Source organism: Streptomyces prunicolor, assembly GCF_045162825.1.
In the GTDB taxonomy this organism is placed as follows: Bacteria; Actinomycetota; Actinomycetes; order Streptomycetales; family Streptomycetaceae; genus Streptomyces; species Streptomyces prunicolor.
Map to the genome: position 1 here is coordinate 7,620,666 of NZ_CP108676.1, position 20,541 is coordinate 7,641,206.

Genomic DNA, 20,541 nt, shown 5'->3' on the forward strand with positions numbered 1-20,541 from the left:
TTTCACCGTGACCACCACGACCGACGAGTTGGTGTCGTACGAGGACGCCCTGGCGACCTACGACCCCGTCATGGGCCTCGAAGTCCACGTCGAACTCGGTACCAAGACCAAGATGTTCTGCGGCTGTTCGACCGAGCTGGGCGCCGAGCCCAACTCGCAGACCTGCCCCACCTGCCTCGGCATGCCCGGCGCGCTCCCGGTCGTCAACGCGATCGGCGTCGAGTCCGCGATCAGGATCGGCCTCGCGCTGAACTGCGAGATCGCCGAGTGGTGCCGGTTCGCCCGGAAGAACTACTTCTACCCGGACATGCCGAAGAACTTCCAGACCTCCCAGTACGACGAGCCGATCGCCTTCAACGGCTATCTGGACGTCCAGCTGGAGGACGGCGAGACCTTCCGGGTGCAGATCGAGCGCGCCCACATGGAGGAGGACACCGGCAAGTCGCTGCACGTCGGTGGCGCGACGGGCCGTATCCACGGCGCCTCGCACTCGCTGCTCGACTACAACCGCGCCGGCATCCCGCTCATCGAGATCGTCACCAAGCCGATCGAGGGTGCGGGCGAGCGTGCTCCCGAGGTCGCGAAGGCGTACGTCGCGGAGCTGCGCGAGCTGATCCGGGCGCTCGGTGTGTCCGAGGCGCGGATGGAGCAGGGGCAGATGCGCTGTGACGTCAACCTGTCGCTGCGCCCGCACGGCCGCGAGAAGTTCGGCACGCGCAGTGAGACCAAGAACGTCAACTCGCTGCGTTCCGTGGAGCGTGCCGCCCGTTTCGAGATCCAGCGCCATGCCGCGGTGCTGAACTCCGGCGGCACGATCATCCAGGAGACCCGCCACTTCCACGAGGACACCGGGTCCACGACCTCGGGCCGCGTGAAGGAGGAGGCGGAGGACTACCGCTACTTCCCGGAGCCGGACCTGGTTCCGGTGGCCCCCTCGCGCGAGTGGGTCGAGGAGATCCGCGCCGAGCTGCCCGAGCAGCCGCTGGCCCGCCGCAACCGGCTCAGCGAGGAGTGGGGGATCACCGCGTTCGACATGCAGTCGATCCTCAACGCCGGTGCCATCGACCCGATCGTCGCCACGATCGACGCCGGTGCCGACTCGTCCTCCGCGCGCAAGTGGTGGATGGGTGAACTCGCCCGCAGCGCCAACGAGTCCGGCAAGGCGCTCGACGAGCTGCCCATCACGCCGGAGCAGGTCGCCCGGGTCACCGCCCTGGTCACCGCCGGCGACCTGAACGACAAGTTGGCCCGCCAGGTCATCGAGGGCGTCCTCGCCGGCGAGGGCACCCCGGACGAGGTCGTCGAGAAGCGCGGCCTGAAGGTCGTCTCCGACGACGGCGCCCTCACCACCGCCGTCCAGGAGGCCATCACCGGCAACCCGGGCATCGCCGACAAGATCCGCGGCGGCAAGGTGGCAGCGGCCGGCGCACTGGTCGGAGCGGTCATGAAGGCCACCCGCGGCCAGGCCGACGCGGCCCGCGTCAAGGAGCTCATCCTGGAGCAACTGGGCGTCAGCGAAGGCTGATACGGCCGTAGGAATTCAGCCGTAGGACATCAACAGCCCCGGGGGGATGCATCGGTTGCGATGCATCCCCCCCCAGGTGTGTCACTTCACAGTCGGCGCCCCACGACACGTGTGAAGCCGATCAGATGGTCCACGTCGGCGTTCACCAGTTCCGCCGACGTGCGCGCCATGTCCGCCATGAACTCGCTCGGGCTCTCCTCGGCGCACACCTCGCTCCACAACAGCCAGTCGCGCCATCCGTCGGGCAGCCAGTCGGCCGTCTCGACCTCCACTGCCTTGCCGCGTGTCCAGTGCCTGCGCCACCAGGCGGGGGAGTGGAAGGCCCAGAAGCCCGGGTCCCCTTCCCAGTACCGCTTCAGGTGCTCCGGCGGTTCGGCGCCCGGCAGTTCCTCCCGCAGCGCGGGCATCACGACACCGATCCGGCCCCCCGGCTTCAACAACCGTGTCAGCGTGGGCAGATAGAGGTCGGCGGTGCCGAAGTACTGATAGGCGTCGATGGACACGATCGCGTCGAACGTGCCGTCCCCGAAGGGGAGAGCGTGTGCCTCCACGTGGAGGGGGAGCACCTGGTCGGTGACGCCCGCCTCGGTGATCCGTACGGCGTTCTCCTCGGGCTTCACCCACAGGTCGGCGGCGGTGACCTGGACGTCGTACTCCTTGGCGAGGAAGACCGAGGTCATGGCGCGTCCGCAGCCCAGGTCGAGTACGCGCGCGCCGGGCCGCAGGCTGTCCAGGCCGAGCGCCGGGGCCAGCCATTCCAGCAGCCACAGGGCATGCGGGCCCATCTGGTTCTCGATGGTCCAGCGAGGGTCGTAGCCGTTGCTGCGCGGATAGCGGGGGTGGGTCAGGCGGGCGGTCAGGTCGGTGTTCGGCATCGGTGAACGGTGTCCTCCGGTTCTGCGTAGGTTCCTATGAGGAAGCAACGAGATTGTGGAGGACGTCGGTTGGCCGCGCACCAGGTTTCTCAGGTGGAGGCGCTACGCTCGCCCGCCATGGACGGACGCGGAGATTCCGAGATATCCGAATTGCAGGACTTCGGGGATCCGGCACTGGACGCGCGGCGGGCCCGCTGGACGGCCGCGCTGACCGGTGCCGTGCTGGCCCTCGCGGGGGTGGCCGCGGCGGTGCTCCGGGCGAGTGGATCCGGGCCGGTGGTTGTTCCGGCCGCCTATGCCCTCGGCGCCGCGGTGTGTGCGCTCGCGTCGGTGCTCGGGTCCAGGGGCCGTACCAGAAGGGCGCTTTGGCTGTTGGTGGTCGGGGCGATGGTGATGGCGCTGGGGGACCAGTTCGACTGAGCCGGGTGCCCTGACAGAGTTGCCGTTACTGTCCTGTGATCTGGCTCCCACTCCCGTGATTCGGCGCACGAACGCCGTAAACGATCATTTTCTGCTGCAAGAGTGGGCCACACATTGCTCATGCGTTCTTTGCGGGCTGTTCATCCCTTGAACCTGTATTCCCGGTCAAAGATCCACAATTCGCCATCCCCGGGAGCACGTTCGTGGCAGCCCTTGCACGCTGGTGTGTTCGGCACCGCCTGGTCGCCGTCCTCTTGTGGCTCCTCGCGTTCGGCGGGGTCACCGCGGCCGCCGCCGTCGCCGGTTCGGCGTACTCGAACGACTACGAGGCACCCGGCACCGAGTCGGGGCGCGCAACTCAACTCCTCCAGGAGGGGTTTCCCGGTCTCGGCGGCGACAGCGACACCGTTGTCTGGCGCACTTCGCCCGGTTCCGTCCGCGCCACCGATGTGGAACAGACCATGACCGGCGTTCTCGACAAGATCGCCGACCTGCCCGGAGTCGCCTCCGTCGTCAGTCCGTACGACGGGCAGGGCACCGGCCGGATCAGCGCCGACGGGCGGACCGCCTACGCCACCGTCACCTTCGCGCACCAGGCCGAGGACATCGACAAGTCCCAGGCGCAGGCGGTCGTGAGCGCTGCCAAGGCCGTCGAGACCGACGGGCTTCAGGTGGAGTCGGGCGGCAGCGCCATCGCGCTCACCGAGGCGTCGAGCGGGCACACCGCCGAGATCGTCGGGGTCGCCGTCGCCGCGCTCGTCCTGTTCCTCGCCTTCGGGTCGCTCGCCGCCTCACTCCTGCCCATCGGCACCGCCCTGCTGAGCGTCGGCACCGCGTACGCGGCGATCGTGCTGCTCGGGCACGCCATGACCGTCGCCGACTTCGCGCCCATGCTCGGCATGCTGATCGGGCTCGGCGTCGGCATCGACTACGCCCTGTTCATCGTGACCCGGCACCGGCGCGGGCTGAAACGCGGGCTGTCCGTCACCGAGGCGGTCACCAATGCGGTCGTCACCACCGGGCGCGCGGTCGTCTTCGCGGGCGCCACCGTGTGCATCGCCCTGCTCGGGATGCTGATCCTGCGGCTCGGTTTCCTCAACGGGGTCGCGATCGCCGCCTCGTTGACCGTGGTGCTCACCGTCGCGGCCTCCGTGACGCTTCTCCCGGCCCTGCTGTCCTTCATCGGCCCCCGCGCCCTCAGCCGCCGCGAACGGCGCCGACTGGCCGAGCACGGGCCCCAGCCGGAGCTGCCCACCGGCCTCGCCGCCCGCTGGTCCGCGTTCGTCGAGCGCCACCCCAAACTGCTCGGCACCCTGGCCCTGGTCGTCATCACCGTCCTCGCGCTGCCCACCCTCGCCCTTCACCTCGGCACCTCCGACCAGGGCAACGACCCCAAGTCGTCGACCACGCGGCAGGCCTACGACCTCCTCGCCGGCGGCTTCGGGCCCGGCGTCAACGGCCCCCTCACCCTCGTCACCAAGATCGACAGTGCCGAGGACAAGCTCACCCTCGACAACCTCGACGCCACCCTCCGCACCACCGAGGGCGTCGCCTCCGTGACCCCGGTGACCTACGACGCCGGCGGCTCCACCGGGTACTTCAGCGTCGTACCGGACTCGGCACCGCAGTCACAGAAGACCAGCGACCTCGTCGACCGGCTGCGCACCGAGGTGCTGCCGCGGGCCGAGACGGGCACCTCGCTCGACATCCACGTCGGCGGGGTGACGGCGAGCTACGACGACTTCGCCGAGGTGATCGTCGGCAAGCTCCCGCTGTTCGTCGGGGTCGTCATCTCGCTCGGCTGTGTGCTGCTCCTGCTCGCCTTCCGCTCGGTCGGCATCCCGCTCAAGGCCGCCGCGATGAACGTCGCCGCCGTGGCCGCCGCCTTCGGGGTCGTCGTCGCGATCTTCCAGTGGGGGTGGGGGAGCGAGTTCCTCGGCCTGGGACGCGCCGGGCCGATAGAGCCCTTCCTCCCCGTGATCATGGTGTCGGTCCTCTTCGGGCTCTCGATGGACTACCAGGTCTTCCTGGTGAGCCGGATGTACGAGGAATGGCTGGAAACCGGCGACAACCGCCGCGCCGTCCGCGTCGGCCTCGCGGAGACCAGCCGCGTGATCAACTCCGCCGCGGTCATCATGATCTCCGTCTTCCTCGCCTTCGTGCTCAGCGGCGACCGCGTGATCGCCATGTTCGGCATCGCGCTCGCGTCCGCCGTAGCCCTGGACGCCTTCGTACTGCGCACCCTCCTGGTCCCCGCCCTCATGCACCTGCTCGGCGGCGCCAACTGGTGGCTGCCCCGGGGCCTCGACCGCGTCCTGCCCCGCATCAGCATCGAGCCCCCCGAGTGCCGCGCCGCCCATGAGAGGCTGGCCGCCGCGACGGACGCCGAGGTGGCGGACGTCCTGGCGAAGGAGCGGGAACAGGATGTACGCGATATCCCTGGGTGACGACGGAGCCGAACTGCGTCCCCTGGAGCCGTGGCACGCCGAGGAGTTCCTCGCGCACCTGGACCGCGGCCGGGAGTTCATCGGCCAGTACATCGCCTTCGGGTCCAAGGAGACGGACGTCGACTCCGCGCGGGCCATGCTCCAGCGCTACGCCGACCTGCGGGCCGCCGACAGCGCGTCCCTGCACGGCATCTGGCTGGACGGCAAGCTCGTCGGCGGGGTCCTCTTCCTGAACTTCCACGCCGACCAGGGCAACTGCGAGGTCGGCTGCTGGCTGGAACCCGCCGGTGCGGGCCACGGACTGATCACCCGCGCGATACGGATTCTCATCGACTTCGCGATCGAGCAGCGCGGCATCCACCGCGTCGAATGGCATGCCGCTGCGGGCAATGAGAAGAGCCTGAATGTTGCCCGCCGCATGGGCATGACCAGGGACGCGGTCCTCCGCGAATCACACCCCCACAAGGGCGTACGGCATGACATAGAGGTGTGGTCCGTGCTCGCCCCCGAGTGGCGCGAGGCACGCGCGCGTGCGCAACACGGCGATCTTTAAGGAACTTCTCATACTTCACCCCTACCGTGCGCACCATGGGTACCAAGACTGTTGACGAGGCCGCGAACGAGGCCCCCGAGGTGAAGAGCGACGCGGAGTCCGTCGACGTCACCAAGACCGATGTCACCAAGACCGACGAGGAAGTGACCGAGCCGGACACCGCGAGCACAGAGGCCGAAGCCGCCGAGGCCGTCGAGGACGAGGACGACCTCTCCGAGGAGGAGTACGCGGCCGAGCTCGCGAAGCTCCAGCTGGAGGAGCCGGAAGGCCCCTCCGGAGTCGGCCAGGGCGCCGCCGCCGTGGTCTCCGCCGCGCTCGGCTTCATCTCGCTCTCCGGCGGCTGGATCGGCTCCGTCGCCGCCGCCCGCGAGACCCTCAAGGGCCAGCTCCACACCGCCTCCACCGCGAGTGTCGCCACCCAGATCAAGGAGGTCTACGGCGACGCCTGGCACACCACCGCGCTGTGGGCCGGCATCTTCGCCCTGGTCGGCGCCCTCGTGGGTGTCGCGGCGCTGGTCCGCCCCGCGTTCGGTGCTCCCGGCAAGCCGCAGGCCACCTGGATCAAGTCGGTCGCCTGGGCGGGCGTCGCGCTGGGTGTCGTAGGCCTGCTCCTGGCCGTCCTCAAGTACACCGACGTCCTGCTCAGCCTGCCGTCGGCCACCTGAGTCAGCCGCAGTTCACCAGGGGGCTCAGGCGGCTCCGTAAGCACCTTACGGAGCCGCCTGAGCCCCCTTACGCATGTCTAAGGCCCGCCCGGCCCCGCAAGATGCGGAACTCTCCCGATGTGGCGGACCCCCCTTGGAGACGAAGGTTGAGGCATCGCAGAAAGCGAAGCCCGAAACCGCACTCCACCAAGGGACTTGAGATGTACGAGTACGAACTCCACCAGATCCGCTCCGCCGAACTCCGCCAGCAGGCCGCGAACGAGCGGCTGGCTCGGGAGGCCGTGCGCGGCGCCCGTGCCGCCCGCCGCGAGCAGTCCCGCCAGGCCGCCGAGGGGGAGGTGCACACCGGAGGCCCCCGCAGGCACCTGTTCGCCCGCGCGTCGTGACCGTTAGGGCCCGGGAAGACGGCCGTACGGCGCAGGACAACGGCCGTACGGCGCCTGCCCGGCAGGCCGGCGGGGCGCTCCTCCCCGCGGCCGTCCGCCCGAAAACCGGTGCCGCGTTGTCAGACCCGCGTGACATGCTCGCGAGTGTGGAGACCAGGTCCGTCAGTCCGGTCTTCGTCGGTCGCGCCGACGAACTGGACACGCTGAACGATGCGCTCGCCCGCGCCGCCGCGGGCGAGCCGCAGGCGTTGCTGCTGGGCGGCGAGGCCGGTGTCGGCAAGACCCGGCTGGTCGAGGAGTTCGCCACCGCGGCCTGCCGCCGGGGCGCGGTCGTGGCGCTCGGCGGCTGTGTCGAGATCGGCGCGGACGGACTGCCCTTCGCCCCCTTCTCCACCGCCCTGCGCGCGCTGCGCCGCGAACTGCCCGACGCGCTGTCCGCCGCGGCCGCCGGCCAGGAGGAGGAACTCGCCCGGCTGCTCCCGGAGTTGGCGGAGACAGCCACTCTTCACCGGGCCGGACGGCACGACGAGGAGGGCATGGCCCGCCTCTTCGAGCTCACCGCGCGCCTCCTGGAGCGCGTCGCCGCCGACCGCACGGTGATCGTCGCCCTGGAGGACCTGCACTGGGCCGACGCCTCCACCCGCCACCTCCTCGCCTACCTCTTCCGCACCCTGCGCACCGGCCGCCTCCTCGTCCTCGCCACCTACCGCGCCGACGACATCCACCGCCGCCACCCGCTGCGCCCCCTGCTCGCCGAACTCGACCGGCTCCGCACGGTCCGCCGGATCGAACTCGGCCGCTTCAACCGGCAGGAAGTGGGTCGCCAGATCGCCGGCATCCGCGCCGCCGAACCGGACCCCGCCCAGGTCGACGAGATCTTCGAACGCTCCGACGGCAACGCCTTCTTCGTCGAGGAACTCGCCGTCGCCGCCCACGACGGCTGCCGCTCCAACCTCACCGACTCGCTGCGCGACCTGCTCCTCGTCCGGGTCGAGTCACTGCCCGAGAGCGCCCAGCGGGTCGCCCGGATCGTCGCCGAGGGCGGCTCCACCGTCGAGTACCGGCTGCTCGCCGCCGTCGCCCGGCTGTCCGAGGACGACCTCATCGAGGCGCTGCGGTCCGCCGTCGGCGCCAACATCCTCCAGGCGGCGCCCGGCGACGACGGCTACCGCTTCCGCCACTCCCTGGTCCGCGAGGCCGTCGGCGACGACCTGCTGCCCGGCGAGCGCTCCCGCCTCAACCGCCGCTACGCCGAAGCCCTGGAGGCCGACCCGACGCTCGTCCCCGCCGACCAGCGCGTCATGCGCCTGGCGAGCTACTGGTACCACGCCCACGATCCCGCCAAGGCCCTCCCCGCCGTCCTGGACGCCTCCGTCGCGGCCCGCGGCCGACACGCCCACTCCGAGCAACTACGGCTCCTGGAGCGGGCGATGGAGCTCTGGGACACCGCCCCCGAGGCCGTACGCGCGAGCCTGCGTCCCGTGGACTACGCCGAGGTCTACCCTCCCTGCGGCTGCGACCCGGAGACCGCGCCCCTGGGCTACCTCGACCTGATGGCGGAGGCCGCCGTCGCCGGACGGCTGAGCGGGGAGCGCGAGCGCGCCCTGAAGATCACCAAGCGGGCCCTGCACCTCATCAATGACGAGGAGGACCCGCTGCGGGCCGCCTGGTTCTGGGTGCAGCGCTCCACCCTGATGCGGCACCAGGCCCGCGGCGACGGCTGGTCGGAACTCGCCGCCGCCCAGGAGCTGGTCCGCGGACTGCCGCCCTCCGAAGTGCACGCGGAGGTGCTCGCCAAGGTCGCCGGCTGGTCCATGGTCCATGTCCCGGGACCCGACGCCTATGTGGCCGCCGAGCGCGCGGTCGAGTACGCGCGCATGGTGGGCGCCCGCGAGATCGAGATGGACGCCCGCCTCACCCTGGCCGGCCTCATGGTCGCCTCAGGCGACGTCGAGGGGGGCCTCGCCGAACTGGTCGAGGTGAACGAACGGACAGTCGCCGAGGGCATCTCCATCGTCGCCGGCCGCAGCTATGTGAACCTGCCGTCCTCCCTCCAGACGGTCGGCCGCTCCCGGGAAGCCGTGTCGATCCTGGAGACGGGGATCGCCTTCGCCAAGAAGTTCGGCCAGTTCGACAAAGAGGCCTGGATCTGGGGAAACCTCGCCGAATCCCTGTTCACCCTGGGCCGCTGGGACGAGGCCGCCGAGGCGGCGTCCAAGTCGGAGCGCGTGGGCCAGAGCGCCCAACCCCGCGGCTTCCACGCCCGGCTCCGCGCCGAACTCGCGCTCGCCCGGGGCGATGTGGCCGAGGCCCGGCGCCAACTGGCCGCGGCCCGCGAGCACTTCGGCACCCATGACGTCGCCCCGCAGCACCATCTGCCCCTGGAGCGGATCGAACTCCAGGTCGCCGCCACCGAAGGCCGCTTCCTGGACGCGCGAGCCACTCTCGAACTCGTCCTGGACTGCGGCTTCCGGCCCGGCACACAGTTCGAGGCCTGGCCGCTGCTGGTCACCGCGGCCATCGCCGAGACCCGGACCCTCGGCGTGCCCGTCGCGGACCCCGGCCGCCCCAAGATCCTCGACCGCATCCGGGAGGCCGCCAAGCCGGTCCCCTCCAACGTCCCCGTCTGGCAGGCCCACGAACGCTGGCTGCGCGCCGAACTGCGGCACGCCGAGGGCCGGGCCACCCCGGACGACTGGTCCGAGGCGGTCGCCGCCTTCGAATGCCTCGACCGCCCCTACGACCTCGCCCGCGTCCGGTATCGCCTGGCCGAGGCGCTGCTGTCCGACCCGGACGGGGGTGACGACGAGCGGGACCGCGCCACGGAACTGCTTCGCCTCTCCGCCGCCGTCGCCGACCACCTCGGCGCCCGCCCACTCGCCGACGCCGTCGCGCTGCTCGCCCAGCGGGCCCGGCTGACGCTCACGAAGGTCCCGGCGCGCAGAGCGGCCCCCGCCGACCCCGCCGATCCCACTGATCCCGTCCAGGCGCTCGGCCTCACCAGTCGAGAGCGGGACGTGCTGCGCCTGGTCTCCGCCGGCCGCACCAACCGGCAGATCGCCGAGGAACTCTTCATCTCCCCGAAGACCGCGAGCGTCCACGTCTCGAACATCCTCGGCAAGCTCGGCGTCTCGGGCCGGGGAGAGGCGGCGGCCGTCGCCCACCGGCTGGAGCTGTTCCCGCCCGACCCGCTCACCGTGCGCTCCGCGCGATGAGTCGTACGCTGTAGGGGACCGGCACAGGGGAGGCGCCGTGTTCAACATGTTCGAGGAGTTGTTCTCACCGGGCCGCAAGCACACCCAGGACGAGGCCAACCGGCTGGAGCTGACCAGGGTCGACGTCGCCGACGGAGACCCGGGGCGCGGGCCGATAGACCTGGAGTCCGGGAGGGTGGTCGTACGGTTGCGGGGCGGGGAGGCGGATGCGGATGAGGACGGTGAGTCCGACGCGGATGCCGATTCCGAGTCCGCCGCCGACGCCGACGTTCAGTCCGATTCCGGCGCTGACGCCGAGTCCCACTCCGACGTTGAGTCCGACGTCGACGTCGACGTCGACGCCGACGTAGACGCTGAGCCCGCTGCCGCTGCCGCTGGCGGTGCCGAGTTCGACATCGACGCCGATGTTGAGTCCGGCTCCGATCTCGAGTCAGACGCTGAGTCCGACGCGGATGTCGATCCCGAGTCCGACTCAGGCGTTGAGTCCGACTCCGACGCTGAGTCCGGCTCCGATTCCGTGTCCGACGTCGCCCCCGGCTCCGCTCCGTCCCCTGGACCTACGTCACCTGAAGCTCCAGAATCCGGTCGTCCCCCGACTTAGGCGTGCCCCGGCCGTCCGTGTTGCTGGTCACGAGCCACAGCTTGTCGTCGCCGGCCGACACCACCGTGCGCAGTCGGCCGTACTCGCCGGTGAGGAAGGCCTGTGGGGCGGCGGACGCCTTCGTGCCGTCCATTGGGATGCGCCACAGGCGCTGGCCCTTGAGCCCCGCCATCCATATGGAGCCCTCGGCGTAGGCGATGCCGCTGGGGGAGGCGTCGTCGGTGTGCCACTGGGTGATCGGGCTGTGGTACTTCGGGTTGTCGGTCTTGCCTTCGGCGTCCGGCCAGCCGTAGTCGTCGCCGGGCTTGATCGCGTTCAGTTCGTCCCAGGTGTCCTGGCCGAACTCCGAGGCGAACAGCCGCTGCTTGGAGTCCCAGGCGAGGCCCTGCACATTGCGGTGGCCGTAGGTGTACACCGGCGAGTTCGGGAACGGGTTGCCCGGCGCCGGGTCGCCCTCCGGGGTGAGTCGCAGGATCTTGCCGCCGAGGGATTTCTTGTCCTGGGCCAGGCCTCGCTGACCGCTCTCGCCGGTGCCCGCGTACAACATGCCGTCGGGGCCGAAGGCGATGCGGCCGCCGTTGTGGATGTAGCCCTTGGGGATGCCCTTGAAGATCGTGTCGGGGGCGCCCAGCTGCTCACCGGCCGGCTTCTTCTCGTCGTACAGCGTGCGGACGATGCGGTTGTCCGAGGCCGAGGTGAAGTAGGCGTAGATCATGTGGTCCGAGGCGTAGTCGGGGGAGAGGGCGATGCCGAGGAGGCCGCCCTCGCCGGCCGGGGAGACCCCGGACACCGTGCCCAACTCGGTCTTCTTGCCGGTCTTCTCGTCGATCCGGGTGATCGTGCCGTCGTCACGCGAGGACACGAGCAGGTTCCCGTCGGGCAGCGGGGCGAGGCCCCAGGGCGTCTTCAGACCCTCGGTGACCGTGCGCAGCACCTTCACCGTGCCCTTGGCGGGCGGGGTCTGCTCGGCGGCCTGTGCGGAGGGCGAGGATCCGGTCGCCGTACCGGAGCTGCCGGACGACGAGCTGTGGACGCCGTCCGGGATACCTTCCCCGCCGGAGGAGCAGCCTGCCGCCAGCAGGAGTGCGGTCACGGCCAGGGTGGCCGACACGACTCGACGTTGCACGATCAGGTCCCTTCGACGGGCGGGTACTCACCAGTGGATACGGCAAGCTCTTACAGCGGGCTCACGGCCGCCCCCTGCGGCTGGTTCTACTTTTCATACACCGCTCACCCCGCCCGAGTTCCCGATCACCGCGCACCGACGCACGATCGAGCCGTTGCCTTCGCGCGACCGAGCCGACGGCCAGTACCGGAGCGGGCACGGCGGTCAGCCTCAGCGCCCCGCAGGCAGCACGGTGGTCGGTCTCAAGAGGCCGGGTGTCGGCCGCGCCGCCGATCCCAAGGCCTCGTGGTTGGCCGCATCGTCGGCCTCAACGCCCCGCGAACCGGCCGTGCAGCCGGTCCCAAGGCCTGGCAAGTGCGCTGCGCCGCCAGCCTCAACACGCGCGAACCGGCCACACCGCCAGTACCCAGCGCCCCGCGAGCCGGTCGCGTGGTCGGTCTGAAGGCCGCGCGAGTCGGCCGTGCTGTTAGTCCCAAGGTTCGGCGAGTGGGCCGCGCCGCCGATCCCAAGGCCCCGCGAACCGGCCACACCGCCAGCCCCAACACCCCGTACCCCCCGTCAATCCCAAGACCCCAGCGCCGCAGGCAACTCCGCCACCTCGCTGAGATCCTCCGCCGTCAACCGCACCCCCGCCGCCCCCGCGTTCTCCCTAACCCACCGCTCCTGCTTGGCCCCCGGTACCGCCACCACATGCGCCCCCTGCGTCAGCACCCACGCCAGAGCCACCTGGGCCGGGGTCACCTCCGGGCCGTGGCGGCGGGCCACGCGGCGTAGGCCGGCGATGATCGGCTGGTTCGCGGCGGTCATCTCGGCGGTGAAGCGAGGGTGGCGGGCGCGTAGGTCGTCCGGTTCGAAGCCCTCGCCCGGGGTCAGGGTGCCGGTCAGGAAGCCGTTGCCCAGGGGCATCGCCGCGAGGAAGCCGACGCCTCGTGCCGTACACCAGGGCAATAGCGCGTCCAGGGCTTCCGGGGACCACACCGACAACTCGGCCTGTACCGCTGTGACCGGGAACACCTGTTGTACGCGCTGGAGTTGGCGGATCGTTCCGTCATGGAGGCGTGCACCGGGGCGGCGGGCGGCGCGGGCGCCTACCGCGCACATGCCCAACGCCCGTACTTTTCCGGCCTGTACGAGGTCCGCCATCGCACCCCACGTCTCCTCGACGGGGACCTCGGGGTCGGCGCGGTGCAGTTGGTAGAGGTCGATGACGTCCGTCTGGAGGCGGCGCAGTGAGGCGTCGCACGCGCGTTTCACGTAGCCGGGGCGGCCGTTGGCCACGATGTGCTGTTCGCCGACCAGGAGGCCGACCTTGGTCGACACGAACGCGTCCGCGCGCCGCTCCTTCAACACCCGCCCCAACAACAGCTCGTTGGTGAAGGGGCCGTACATGTCGGCGGTGTCCAGAAGCGTCACGCCCAGATCGAGCGCCCGGTGCACGGCCCTGACCGACTCCTCGCCCCGGCGCCGCGACCCGCTGTACGCCCAACTCATTGGCATGCAGCCGAGTCCGACGGCCCCCATCGCGAGCGCCCCCGCACCGATCGTCCTGCGCTCCACGTGCTCGTGACCCTCCCTCTCCTGGCCCACAAACCTAACCTCTGCACGCGCGCGTGCCTGACATAGCCTCCTGACCATGACGACCATTGACGTGTGGCTGCCCATTCCGCCGGAGGAGATCGAAGGGCTCCCCGACGGGCCCAACTACCTTTTCTGGGACGGGGGTGAGGACCTTCCCGCGGACCCGGGCGCCTGTGCCTTCTATGTCGTGCCGTATATGAAGAGCAGCGAGGTCGGCCTGCGGCCGCTGCCGGAGATGGGCTCCGTGCAGGTCGTACAGACGCTGTCGGCCGGCATCGACCATGTGCAGCCGGGGCTCAAGTACCTGCGCTCCGGCGTGCAGTTGTGCAATGCGCGCGGAGTGCACGAGGCGAGCACCGGTGAGTTGGCCCTGGCCCTCGTTCTCGCCTCGCTGCGTGGGATCCCCGACTTCGTGCGGGCGCAGGACAAGGGGGAGTGGGGCGGTGGATTCCACCCCGCGCTCGCCGACCGGTCCGTCCTCATCGTCGGCTACGGGGCGATCGGTTCCGCCATCGAGGACCGGCTCACTCCCTTCGAGCTCGCGCGGGTGGCGCGGGTGGCGCGCTCCGCGCGTACCACCGCGCGCGGGCCGGTGCATCCGCTCGCCGGACTGCCCGCCCTGCTCCCGGAAGCGGACGTCGTCATCCTCTCCACGCCCCTGAACGAGACGACCCGTCACCTGGTCGACGCCGAGTTCCTGGCCCGGATGAAGGACGGGGCGCTGCTGGTCAACGTGGCCCGCGGCCCCGTGGTCGACACCAAGGCGCTGCTCGCGGAGCTCGAAAGCGGCCGTATCACCGCCGCGTTGGACGTCACCGACCCCGAACCGCTGCCCCAGGGACACCCGTTGTGGCACGCGCCCGGCGTGCTGATCAGTCCCCATGTCGGCGGGCCCACCTCGGCGTTCCTGCCGCGTGCGAAGCGCCTGGTTGTCGACCAGTTGGGACGATTCGTGAACCGGCAGCCGTTGCGCAACGTGATCCTTACGACAGGCGAAACGGGGAACTAGCCACAACAGGGCGGTAATCCGCTTTCGGCACCCTCCGCAACCTTCCGGAAGCGGGGCGTGCACGCATCCTCGCTGGTCGTCACGGAGCGTAGAGGAACTATGTCCCTGAGTGACGAGTCTGGTGTATCGTCCCGGCAGGGGCTGCGCCGCGCACCGTTCGGCGCCGGGGTTGGACATTTCAGACTGTGAGGGGGGCGACGGGCGATGCACGGCCTATGGACGAGCGATCCGACGCGGCGGGGCCGCCGGCGGCGACCCTGGCGCACCGCCGCGCGCAGCCGCGGCCAGCACGCCAACCACGCCAGCCACGCCGACCATTGCGGTCATGGCGGCCGCGGCGGGCAGCACGGCAACCACAGTCATCACCACCGCAGGCCCAACAGCCGCCGCAGGCACGCTCATCCAGCGCACCGGGGCCCGCGGGACCCGGGAGCGACGCGGACCGGGAGGGCACGGTGAGTTCGCCACCGTCTCCGACGACCACCCTCAACGGGGCGCTCCGGGACCGGACTTCGCCGGGAGCGCGGCAGCCACGACCGCCGGGAACGAGCGGCGTGTGGAGCCTGGTCCAGCAACTCGTCCTGGCCCTGGTGTGCGCGGGATACGCCGTCGGTTCCGCGCTCGACTGGGGGTCCGCCCAACTCGCCCTGATCATGGGCGACTTCGGGCTCAGCGCGGCAGCCGGTACCGCCGCCGTCTCGTGCTTCCTCTACGCGCGAAGCCGCCGTATCCGCTTTCGACCCGCCTGGCTGCTGTTCTCGCTCTCCTCGGCGATGGCGGCACTGGGCAACGGGGTCTGGGGGTGGTACGAGGTCGTGCTGGAGCGACAGGTGCCCAGCCCCAGTTTCGCCGATCTGTTCTTCCTGTGCTTCGCGCCGCCCGCCATCGTCGGGCTCCTCGTCCTCGCCAAAAGGCCGGTCACGAAAGCCGGTTGGGTCTGTCTGGCGCTGGACGCCTGGCTGATCGGGGGCTCGCTGCTCACGCTGTCCTGGAGCCTCGCGCTGGCCCAGGCCGCCAAGTTCGACGGGCCGAGCGTGGCCCACACCGCGTTGTCGCTGGCGTACCCGCTGCTCGACATCGCGCTGGTCAGCATGGTGCTCGCGCTGCACTTCCGGCGCTCCTCGGTCAACCGCACCGCGGTGAACACCGCGATCGGCGCACTCGCCCTGACCGTGATGTGCGACGCCCTGTTCACCTCGCCGCTGCTCCACAACAACTACCACTCGGGCCAGTTGCTCGACGCGGGCTGGTTCGCCGGCTCCCTGCTCCTCGCGTACGCGCCCTGGGCCGCGCCCCGGCACACCCAGCCCGAGGACGAGCGGCACACGCGCGTGGTGCACGAGCACCGGCCCGGGCAGCGCGCCGGCGTCCAGCACCAGGCCTCCGCGCCGGGCGCCGATCAAGGACGGTATCCGGCCACCCGGCCCATCGCCGGTTCGCTGGCCGCGCTCACCCCGTATCTCGCCGCCGCCGTCTGCACGTTGGGGATTCTCTACAACGTGCTCAACGGCCGCAGCCCCGACCGCGTGGTGCTCATCACCGCGGGCTGCGTGGTCCTCGCCCTCGTGGTGCGCCAGGGCATCATGCTGCTCGACAACATCACCCTCACCCAGGAGCTGGCGCAGAAGGAGAACCACTTCCGCTCCCTGGTGCAGGGTTCCAGCGACGTCATCATGATCGCCGCCCCGAACGGCATCCTCCGCTATGTCTCCCCGGCCGCCGCCGGTGTCTACGGCAAGGCCGCGGAGGAGCTGGTCGGGACCGAACTGGCCTCGCTGATCCACCCCGAGGACCTCGGCTGCGTGGTGCACGAGGTGCGCCGCTTCCTCACCGCCAGCCCCTTCGAGGAGTCCACCACCCGCATCGAGTGCCGCTTCCGCTCCGGCGACGACGGCTGGCTGAATGTCGAGTCGACCGTCAACCGGCACCACGGCGGCCTGATCTTCAACAGCCGGGACGTCACCGAACGGGTGCGCCTCCAGGCGCAGTTGCAGCACAACGCCGAGCACGACCCGCTCACCGACCTGCCCAACCGCGCGCTGTTCACCAAGCGCGTCCAGCAGGCCCTCTCCGGCCGCCGCTCCACCGACCGCGGCACGGCCGTCCTCTTCATCGACCTCGACGGCTTCAAGGCCGTCAACGACACCATCGGCCACCAGGCCGGCGACGAACTCCTCATCCAGGCCGCCCGCAGACTGGACGGCGCGGTCCGGCACGGCGACACCGCGTCCCGGCTCGGCGGCGACGAGTTCGCGGCCCTGATCGTCGGCGACGGCACCCGGGACCGCGCCGCCCGCGAGCGGCACATCATGGAGCTCGCCGACCGCCTGCGCGTCACCCTGTCCCAGCCGTACCTCATCGACGGCAACGATGTCCGCGTCGCCGCCTCCATCGGCGTCGCCTTCGCCGAACCGGGCCTGGGCGCGGGGGAGTTGCTGCGCAACGCGGACCTCGCGATGTACCGCGCCAAGGGCGCCGGCAAGGGCCGCGTCGAGCTGTACGCCCCGCAGATGCAGCAGGACGTCGTACGGAAGGCGGAACTGGCCACGCGGCTGCGGGCCGCGCTGCACGACGGGGAGTTCGCGCTGCTGCACCAGCCCGTGGTGTCGCTGGTGGACGGCCGGATCGCGTCGGTGTCCACGCAGGCGCGCTGGCGGTCCTCGCAAGGGGTGCTGTTCACGCCGGCCGAGTTCCTGCGGGTGGCCGAGGACAGCGACAAGACCGCCGAGCTGGGGCGCTGGATGCTGGAGGAGGCCGTGGAGCAGGCCGCCGAGCGCACGGCGACCGGGCTCGCCGTGTCCGTGGCCGTGCGGATAAGTGCCCGGCGGCTGCTGGACAAGTCGATGCCGCTCGGCTCGATCGAGGCGTTGCTGACCCGGCACGGGCTGCCGTCCGGTGCGCTGGTGATCGAGCTGTCCGACACCGATCCGAGGGTCTCCCTGGACGAGCTGGAGCGCCGTCTGACCGCGCTGCGGCGCCTCGGCGTCCGGATCGCCCTCGACGGCTTCGGGAGCGGCTACGCGGCCATCACGGCGCTCCGGCGGCTCCCCGTCGACGTACTGAAACTGGACCGCAGTCTGGTCGAGGGCGTCGTCGAGTCCGCGCGGCTGCACAAGATCACCAGCGGGCTGCTGCGGATCGCCTGCGATCTCGGGCTCCAGTCCGTGGCCGACGGGGTCGATCTGCCGGAGCAGGTGGTCGCCCTGCGCGCGATGGGCTGTACGCACGGGCAGGGCATGGCCTTCTCCGCACCGCTGGACGAGTACCGGCTGCGCAGGGCCCTCGCGCGCGGTCACTATCCGGTGCCGCACGGCCCGGCAGAGCCCGCGTTCGCGGGGGGCGCCCTGGGGGTGTACACCAGTGGTGTGCCCGCGGTTTTCGGTGGCGGAACGGCCCTCCGTTCACATAATGAGACTCCCGTCCCACCCACTTGACAGTGGATGCGTGCCGGGGGGAGGGTCAATGCCATGCGCACCCGAATTCTCGTACTTGGAAAGCGCGTCGGCTGACGCTGGTGACCTCCGGACGGACCCGGAACTCCCAGCGACCGCACCCGGCGCGCTCCCCTCGCTTGCCTCACGGCACGAGGGGTTTTTTGTTGCACAGGAACCAGTCGTGCAGCAGCAGAAACCCGCACAAACCTCGCATAAACCCTCAGCATCGAGAAGAGAATGACGATGACCGAGCAGGCCACCGGGGCCCATCCGCAGCCGCGGCCCCGATCCGGAGGACAGCAGTCCGCCCCCGAGCACGTCACGGGCGCGCAGTCCCTCATCCGCTCTCTCGAGGAAGTCGGGGCCGACACGGTATTCGGCATCCCCGGCGGTGCGATCCTTCCGGCGTACGACCCGCTGATGGACTCGACGCGGGTGCGTCACGTGCTGGTCCGGCACGAGCAGGGCGCGGGCCACGCGGCCACCGGTTACGCGCAGGCCACCGGCAAGGTCGGCGTCTGCATGGCGACCTCGGGGCCCGGTGCCACCAACCTGGTGACCCCGATCGCCGACGCGCACATGGACTCGGTGCCGCTCGTGGCGATCACCGGGCAGGTCGCGTCCAAGGCGATCGGTACGGACGCCTTCCAGGAGGCGGACATCGTCGGCATCACGATGCCGGTCACCAAGCACAACTTCCTGGTCACCAAGGCCGAGGACATCCCGCGCGTCATCGCGCAGGCCTTCCACATCGCCTCCACCGGCCGGCCCGGCCCGGTGCTGGTCGACATCGCGAAGGACGCCCTCCAGGCGAAGACCACCTTCTCCTGGCCGCCGGTCATGGACCTGCCCGGCTACCGCCCGGTGACCAAGCCGCACGCCAAGCAGATCCGCGAGGCCGCGAAGCTCATCACCGCCGCGAAGCGGCCCGTCCTCTACGTCGGCGGCGGTGTCCTCAAGGCACACGCCACCGCCGAGCTGAAGGTCCTCGCAGAACTCACCGGAGCGCCCGTCACCACCACCCTGATGGCGCTCGGCGCATTCCCCGACAGTCACGAGCTGCACGTGGGAATGCCGGGCATGCACGGTGCGGTCACCGCCGTCACCGCGCTGCAGAAGGCCGACCTGATCGTCGCCCTCGGAGCCCGTTTCGACGACCGTGTCACCGGCAAGCTGGACAGCTTCGCGCCCTTCGCGAAGATCGTCCACGCCGACATCGACCCGGCCGAGATCGGCAAGAACCGCGCCGCCGACGTGCCGATCGTCGGGGACGCCCGCGAGGTCATCGCCGACCTCGTCCAGGCCGTCCAGAAGGAGCACAGCGACGGTCACACCGGCGACTACAGCGCCTGGTGGAAGGACCTCAACCGCTGGCGCGAGACGTACCCGCTCGGCTACGAGCAGCCCGACAACGGCTCGCTCTCCCCGCAGCAGGTCATCGAGCGCATCGGCCAACTCGCCCCGGAGAACACCATCTTCGCGGCGGGCGTCGGCCAGCACCAGATGTGGGCCGCGCACTACATCCAGTACGAGAAGCCCGCGACCTGGCTCAACTCCGGCGGCGCCGGGACCATGGGCTACGCGGTCCCGGCCGCGATGGGCGCCAAGGCCGGGGCGCCGGACCAGACGGTCTGGGCGATCGACGGCGACGGCTGCTTCCAGATGACCAACCAGGAGCTGACCACCTGCTCCCTGAACAACATCCCGATCAAGGTCGCCATCATCAACAACGGCGCCCTCGGCATGGTCCGCCAGTGGCAGACCCTGTTCTACAACCAGCGCTACTCCAACACCGTGCTGCACAGCGGCCCGGAGGCCGACGGCAAGCAGCCGAGCGCCGGCACGCGCATCCCCGACTTCGTCAAGTTGTCGGAGGCGATGGGCTGTTACGCGATCCGCTGCGAGTCCCCCGACGACCTGGACAAGGTCATCGAGGAGGCGAACTCGATCAACGACCGCCCCGTCGTGATCGACTTCATCGTCCACGAGGACGCCATGGTGTGGCCGATGGTCGCCGCCGGCACCTCGAACGACGAGGTCATGTTCGCCCGGGACGTCCGCCCCGACTTCGGCGACAACGAAGACGACTGAGCGAGAGAGACGAAAGAGAAATGTCCAAGCACACGCTCTCCGTCCTGGTGGAGAACAAGCCCGGTGTCCTCGCCCGGATCACCGCCCTGTTCTCCCGGCGCGGCTTCAACATCGACTCCCTCGCCGTCGGCGTCACCGAACACCCCGACATCTCCCGCATCACGATCGTGGTGAACGTGATCGAGGCACTCCCGCTCGAACAGGTCACCAAGCAGCTCAACAAGCTCGTCAACGTGCTGAAGATCGTCGAACTGGAAGCGGGTTCCGCGGTTCAGCGCGAACTCGTTCTGGTGAAGGTGCGCGCCGACAACGAGACGCGCTCCCAGATCGTCGAGATCGTCCAGCTGTTCCGCGCCAAGACGGTCGACGTCTCCCCGGAGGCCGTCACCGTCGAGGCCACCGGCTCCAGCGACAAGCTGTCCGCCATGCTCAAGATGCTGGAGCCGTACGGCATCAAGGAGCTGGTCCAGTCCGGCACGATCGCGATCGGCCGCGGCGCCCGCTCCATCACCGACCGCTCGCTGCGCGCGCTCGACCGGTCCGCGTAACCCTCGTAGAGGATTCATCTACGACCGGAATGCGGGCGGCCGACAGCAGCCGGCCGCCCGCATTCCGA

General features: G+C 70.4%; 14 protein-coding genes and 1 pseudogene. 12 read left to right on the forward strand and 3 right to left on the reverse strand.

The annotated features are described in order from the left end of the window. Positions 1-7 precede the first annotated feature (7 nt). Positions 8-1,525 carry an Asp-tRNA(Asn)/Glu-tRNA(Gln) amidotransferase subunit GatB gene (gene gatB, locus OG588_RS35170; RefSeq protein ID WP_405950760.1) on the forward strand — a complete coding sequence of 506 codons (1,518 nt, stop codon included), beginning with the start codon at positions 8-10 and terminating at the stop codon, positions 1,523-1,525. A gap of 86 nt (positions 1,526-1,611) precedes the next feature. Here the strand turns inward: gatB and OG588_RS35175 are convergent, their stop codons facing one another. Then, entirely contained in the window at positions 1,612-2,400 is a 789-nt protein-coding gene (locus OG588_RS35175; protein ID WP_405950761.1) for a methyltransferase domain-containing protein, read from the reverse strand. A gap of 117 nt (positions 2,401-2,517) precedes the next feature. On the opposite strand from OG588_RS35175, the gene OG588_RS35180 reads away from it, so the two are divergent. The 7 genes and pseudogenes from OG588_RS35180 to OG588_RS35210 form a co-directional block, all read left to right on the forward strand. Next, on the forward strand, positions 2,518-2,820 hold the full coding sequence (locus OG588_RS35180; protein WP_405950762.1) for a hypothetical protein: 303 nt from the start codon (positions 2,518-2,520) through the stop codon (positions 2,818-2,820). Between the two features lie 203 nt (positions 2,821-3,023). Next, positions 3,024-5,267 carry an MMPL family transporter gene (locus OG588_RS35185; protein ID WP_405950763.1) on the forward strand — a complete coding sequence of 748 codons (2,244 nt, stop codon included), beginning with the start codon at positions 3,024-3,026 and terminating at the stop codon, positions 5,265-5,267. Continuing rightward, on the forward strand, positions 5,245-5,820 hold the full coding sequence (locus tag OG588_RS35190; RefSeq protein ID WP_266862631.1) for a GNAT family N-acetyltransferase: 576 nt from the start codon (positions 5,245-5,247) through the stop codon (positions 5,818-5,820). Before OG588_RS35185 ends, OG588_RS35190 begins: the two co-directional genes overlap by 23 nt. Positions 5,821-5,855: 35 nt before the next feature. Continuing rightward, positions 5,856-6,485, forward strand: coding sequence for a hypothetical protein (locus tag OG588_RS35195; RefSeq protein WP_405950764.1), 630 nt, complete (start codon positions 5,856-5,858; stop codon positions 6,483-6,485). Between the two features lie 200 nt (positions 6,486-6,685). Continuing rightward, a complete protein-coding gene (locus OG588_RS35200) occupies positions 6,686-6,871 on the forward strand; it encodes a hypothetical protein (protein ID WP_405950765.1) in 186 nt (61 codons plus the stop codon). 134 nt (positions 6,872-7,005) lie between these two features. Next, positions 7,006-10,086, forward strand: a complete 3,081-nt coding sequence (locus OG588_RS35205) for an AAA family ATPase (RefSeq protein ID WP_405953287.1) — start codon at positions 7,006-7,008, stop codon at positions 10,084-10,086. 37 nt (positions 10,087-10,123) lie between these two features. Next, a pseudogene (locus tag OG588_RS35210) lies at positions 10,124-10,277 on the forward strand (DUF6191 domain-containing protein); the annotation flags it as partial. 366 nt (positions 10,278-10,643) lie between these two features. On the opposite strand, the gene OG588_RS35215 reads toward OG588_RS35210, so the two are convergent. Both OG588_RS35215 and OG588_RS35220 read right to left on the reverse strand, forming a co-directional pair. Beyond that, entirely contained in the window at positions 10,644-11,798 is a 1,155-nt protein-coding gene (locus OG588_RS35215) for a PQQ-dependent sugar dehydrogenase (protein ID WP_405953288.1), read from the reverse strand. Positions 11,799-12,371: 573 nt separating this feature from the next. After that, the gene (locus OG588_RS35220) at positions 12,372-13,370 is read right to left on the reverse strand and encodes an aldo/keto reductase (protein WP_405950766.1); all 999 of its coding nucleotides are present in this window, start codon (positions 13,368-13,370) and stop codon (positions 12,372-12,374) included. Positions 13,371-13,446: 76 nt separating this feature from the next. Between OG588_RS35220 and OG588_RS35225 the strand changes: the two genes are divergently transcribed. The 4 genes from OG588_RS35225 (at position 13,447) to ilvN (ending at position 20,473) form a co-directional block, all read left to right on the forward strand. After that, the gene (locus OG588_RS35225) at positions 13,447-14,400 is read left to right on the forward strand and encodes a 2-hydroxyacid dehydrogenase (protein WP_405950767.1); all 954 of its coding nucleotides are present in this window, start codon (positions 13,447-13,449) and stop codon (positions 14,398-14,400) included. Positions 14,401-14,855: 455 nt separating this feature from the next. Beyond that, positions 14,856-17,834, forward strand: a complete 2,979-nt coding sequence (locus OG588_RS35230) for a putative bifunctional diguanylate cyclase/phosphodiesterase (RefSeq protein ID WP_405950768.1) — start codon at positions 14,856-14,858, stop codon at positions 17,832-17,834. A 237-nt stretch (positions 17,835-18,071) separates the two neighbouring features. Next, positions 18,072-19,925 carry an acetolactate synthase large subunit gene (locus OG588_RS35235; RefSeq protein ID WP_405950769.1) on the forward strand — a complete coding sequence of 618 codons (1,854 nt, stop codon included), beginning with the start codon at positions 18,072-18,074 and terminating at the stop codon, positions 19,923-19,925. 20 nt (positions 19,926-19,945) lie between these two features. Then, positions 19,946-20,473 (forward strand): acetolactate synthase small subunit, encoded by a 528-nt coding sequence (gene ilvN, locus OG588_RS35240; RefSeq protein WP_019058577.1) that lies wholly within the window; start codon positions 19,946-19,948, stop codon positions 20,471-20,473. Positions 20,474-20,541: the final 68 nt, after the last annotated feature.